This window comes from Lacrimispora amygdalina (assembly GCF_003432035.1).
GTDB classification, from domain to species: domain Bacteria; phylum Bacillota; class Clostridia; order Lachnospirales; family Lachnospiraceae; genus Lacrimispora; species Lacrimispora amygdalina.
Window position 1 is genome coordinate 1 of record NZ_QOHO01000115.1, and the last position, 4,742, is coordinate 4,742.

General features: G+C 46.9%; 3 protein-coding genes. All 3 read left to right on the forward strand.

Annotation, left to right across the window (positions count from 1 at the left end; all coding sequences use genetic code 11):
• A partial coding sequence (locus DS742_RS27020; protein ID WP_341457709.1) for a mandelate racemase/muconate lactonizing enzyme family protein occupies positions 1–1,141 on the forward strand: 1,141 nt, incomplete at its 5' end.
• 148 nt (positions 1,142–1,289) lie between these two features.
• Entirely contained in the window at positions 1,290–2,408 is a 1,119-nt protein-coding gene (locus DS742_RS27025) for a DUF819 family protein (RefSeq protein WP_330590720.1), read from the forward strand.
• A gap of 50 nt (positions 2,409–2,458) precedes the next feature.
• On the forward strand, positions 2,459–4,552 hold the full coding sequence (locus DS742_RS27030; RefSeq protein WP_117420012.1) for a CocE/NonD family hydrolase: 2,094 nt from the start codon (positions 2,459–2,461) through the stop codon (positions 4,550–4,552).
• Positions 4,553–4,742: the final 190 nt, after the last annotated feature.

Consider the following 4,742-nt stretch of genomic DNA (forward strand, 5'->3'; position numbering starts at 1 on the left):
TAGAGGTTTTGCAAATCTTTCATTACTATTTGTGCCGCGCCCGAAGGCGCGCGGAATGGAGATTATTATGAAAATTACTGACGTAAAAGTAGAAGTGATTCACATTCCGATGAAGAAGCCGTTCCGTATTGCATTTGCCGTACAGGATCATTCTGAGAATGTTCTGGTAAAAGTTATGACAGATGAGGGACTCTATGGAATCGGAGAGGCAGCTCCGTTTGAACCGGTTACCGGAGAGAACAGTGCAACCGTTTTGGAAGTTCTTAAATTGTTTAAACAGGGTCTGATCGGTATGGACCCGATGAATATTGAGGGAATTCATCTGATGATGGATCGCCTGATTTCCGGCAATACTTCAGCAAAGGCTGCAATCGATATTGCACTGTATGATCTGAAGGGCAAGGTTATGAACCAGCCGCTGTACAAGGTACTGGGTGGATACCGTGACCAGATCGTGACAGATATGACAATCGGTATTGATAAGCCGGAACTGATGGCACAGGAAGCAAAAGAGCGTGTTGAGCGTGATGGATTCCGCATCCTGAAGGTGAAAGCTGGAATTAACCCAGCAGATGATATTCGTGCACTTACTCTGATTCGTGAAGCAGTTGGACCGGATATTCGTCTGCGTGTGGACGCAAACCAGGGATATACCGTAAATGATGCGGTAAGAGTTCTGAAAGAATTCGAAAAAATCGGTGTTGACGCAGTAGAGCAGTGTCTGCCATGGTGGGATATGGACGGTTCCAAGATCCTTCGCCAGAAGGTTGATATGCAGATTATGCTGGATGAGTCCATTCACTCTCCGATTGATGCAGCAAGAGCCTGCAAGATGGATGCGGCAGATATTCTGAATATTAAGCTGATGAAGTGTGGCGGACTCTATCCGGCAGAAAAGATCAATGCAATTGCAGAAGCAAATCATGTAAATTGTATGGTTGGTTGTATGCTGGAGACAAAGGTTGCGATTGCAGCAGGTGTCAGCCTGGTTGCTGCAAAGAGCAATATTACAGAAGCAGATTGCGACAGCTTTATGTATGCTGTGGATCCGGAGATGGGTATGCCGGGTGGCTTCACCATTGAGGGCGGTGTATATACACTGTCTCAGAAACCGGGTCTTGGTCTGGATCTTGATTTCTAATTTGGATAATAAATGCTCCGCGGGGATGCGCTGACCGAAGTCATACGCCAGGCCTCGCGGAGATTCTTACTAGAAAGGATTACCTAAATATATGGAAAGCACAACATTATTTTCATCAGAAAGCGCATAGCTTCTGGTTATGTTTCTTATGGTAGCTGTCGGCTTTTGGCTTCAACGCTTTAAAGTGTTTAAGGTACTTGGGCCGGCTTTAACGGTTATTGTTACCGGTATTATTCTTTCAAACCTGAAAATTGTACCGGTGTCAAGTCCAACCTATGATGCACTCAGCAGCTATTGTGTTCCGCTGTCTGTTTCTATCTGTCTGCTGAGTCTGGATCTGAGACAGATGAAAAAACTGTTAAACAGAAACTCGATTATTTCACTGGTATCTGCAGCGGCAAGTGTCTGCCTGATGGCATTCCTGTTTGGTGTTTTATTCGCATCCAAGATTGATGAGGGATGGAAGATTGCTGGAATGTTTGTCGGAACCTATACAGGAGGAAGTTCCAACCTGACAGCAATTGCAGTTGGACTTGATGCTTCAAGAGGAACCATTGCGGCTGCCAATGCAGCAGACTATGTAATCGGTATTCCGAGTCTGATTCTTATGTTTGCGGCACCGGCTATCTACAAAAATTCAAAGCTGCTGAGAAAGCTGTGGCCGTATGAGATGACAGAGGCAGAGCTGCAGGGCGCTGGAGATCATGAAGAACTGATGGCATCCAAGGAATGGTCCATTCAGGAGATCGCATGGCTGCTGGCAATCGGCTTCGGAACCGTATGGGCAGCTACGACCATTGCAGGTATGGTATTTGGAACGGGCTTCCGCAGTGCAGGACGTATTATTCTGATTACAACCTTCTCAATTATCATTGCACAGATTCCGGCAGTACGTAAACTGCGCGGCAACTTTGACCTGGGACTTTTTGTGGCACTGTTATTCCTGACCACCATTGGATTCGCCGTTGATCTGAAACAGTTCTTCGGATCTACCTTCTATATTACCTTATTCTGCTTCTGCGTTATCGTCAGCTGCATTGTACTGCATCTGCTCGTAACGAGACTGCTGAAGGTAAAATTTGAGTATGTTCTTCTTTCTGCTGTGGCATGTATTTCTGACGGCCCGACAGCTGCTCTGATTGCATCGAGTGCACAGTGGAAAACTATGATTACAACCGGTCTTCTGATGGGCGTTCTGGCCGGAGCGATGGGCAACTATCTTGGTATTGCAGTTGCTTATGCTATTCGCGGCATCATCGGAGCATAACAGAAAAATCACGCTGCTGGGCACAGCAGCGAGTAGGGAGATGAATCGTTATGAAACTATATCATTTGTATGTATCGGGAATTCTTTATGCGGGACTTGATTTTGATACGCAGCCGCTCTCCATTCAAAAACTGGATATTGCATCGGCTAAGCTGCTTCCGTGGGAGACTTTGTCGGAAGAGGACAATGCCTTTTATAAATCATTTACAAAAATTGACCTGTTGAAGCTTTCACATCAGCTTCATAGCTATGAACAGAAGCTTGCAGGAAACGGAGAAGTTATCGTAGAGCTGCCGGAAGGCGCAGAGCGCTATACAAGCAGCAAGGATTCCTGGTATCTGCAGCGTGATATCAAATTCCCGAATAACAAGCTGGTAGAAAATGGAGAACTGCTTGCAGTGTCCTGCCCGGCAAGGGAAATGGTTACGGTGCTGGTACGGGACGGCGAGGAGGACAGAACGGTTCTTAAAATGTGGAGAAATACCTGGCCGGATGAGAAAATATACGGAGTCAGTCATCTTGGAAGCTTTCCGGTTCCTATGCGGGATGGTATTCATCTGTCAACGGATGTTTATCTGCCGGCTGGGCTGGACGAGAAGGTGTCGGCGGTATTGATTCGTACACCATACGGAAAAGAGGATGGCTGTGAGGTTTACTATCGATACATACAACGCGGCTATGCAGTCGTAGTTCAAGACGTGCGGGGTCGCAATCTCAGCGAAGGAGAATGGATTCCGAACCACTCTGAGGTGGAAGATGGCGATGATACTCTGAACTGGATTGCAGATCAGTCCTGGTCTTCAGGCAGTGTCGGCATGGTAGGCGGCTCCTACCTGGGATATGTACAGTGGGCAGCAGCAGCCAGCGGTAATCCCCATCTGAAGGCTTTAATCAGCGTCGTATGTGCAGGAAGTGCATTTGTGGATCTGCCGAGAAGAGGCGGTTGCTTTACCTCTGGAATGCTTGCCTGGGGATTTGCTGTTTCTCAGAAAAAATTCCATCCGGAACTGATGGAGCGGGATGACTGGGAAGAGGTACTGAACATTCGCCCGTTAGATCAGCTTGCGGAAAAGGCACTGGGATATCATGTTCCATTCCTGGATAAATGGCTGGAAAATTTAGATTATGATGAATTCTGGCATCGTTCCAACTGGAAGGAGCGCTCTGTGCATGCGCAGATTCCGGCTCTCATCCAGTCTGGGTGGTTTGATGATAATGGAATGGGAACGACAGAGGCCCTGGAGCTGGTGCATGATTTCCCGGAAGGCATGAGAAAAGTAATACTTGGTCCGTGGCAGCATAGCGGAAACAGTAAGTACGATATGCATGGAGTGTCATTTGGTGACGAGGCTCTGCGTTTCGACTTAGATTTCATCTATTTCCAGTGGTTCGAGCATCATCTGAAGGGTGTAGACAACGGAATTGATAAGACAGCTCCGGTTGAATACTATACCGTCGGACAGGAAACATGGAAGGCAGCTTCCAACTGGCCGATTCCGGAGACTCTGGAAACAGAGATTTATCTGGACAGCTGCGGTCATGCCAACACATCCTCCGGTGATGGAGTTCTTTCCTTTAAACTGCCGGAGCAGGGTGGCCAGGACAGCTATGATTATGATCCTCAGAATCCGTCAACCCATATCATTGATATGTCTGAAAATGAAATCGAGGTTCCGGAGGACTACACAGAGGAGGAGAAGCGTCAGGATATGCTGTGTTACTCCACGGCTCCGCTTGAGAAGGATGTGGTAATCACAGGCGATATAACCGTGTCTCTCTACATCTCTTCCGATGCACCGGATACAGATTTCATGGTTCGATTGACGGATATAGATGAAAATGGCCGTTCCATCAAGCTGGCAGATGGTATCTTATCCGCAAAATACCGCAATGGATTTGATCATGCGGACTTCTTAAATCCGGGCGAGGTGGTTCCGCTGACGATCCTTACCACCAAGATCTCCAATTGCTTTAAGAAGGGACATCGTATTCGCGTGACCATCACTTCCAGTGCAAAGAACTTTGTATTCCCGAACAGCAATACAAAAGATGGTTTCAACAGCCAGACAACGGTTGTTGCACATAATACAGTTTTCCATGGTGGACAGTATCCGTCCAAGATCACGGTTCGCATGGAGCCATAAAGCATTTTTGAAGGTTAAAAAACAGGGGGGGCTGTCGGGAAATAGACAGTTCTAAGAGAGGGAGGGTGTGACTCATACCGAGTCACACCCTCCCCAAATTTTTTATCAAAAAAGAAAAAAAGATGGCTAACGACAACCATCTTTCTCTCCGTTACATGTTATAATGTAACTATCTCAAGTTTCGCACCTT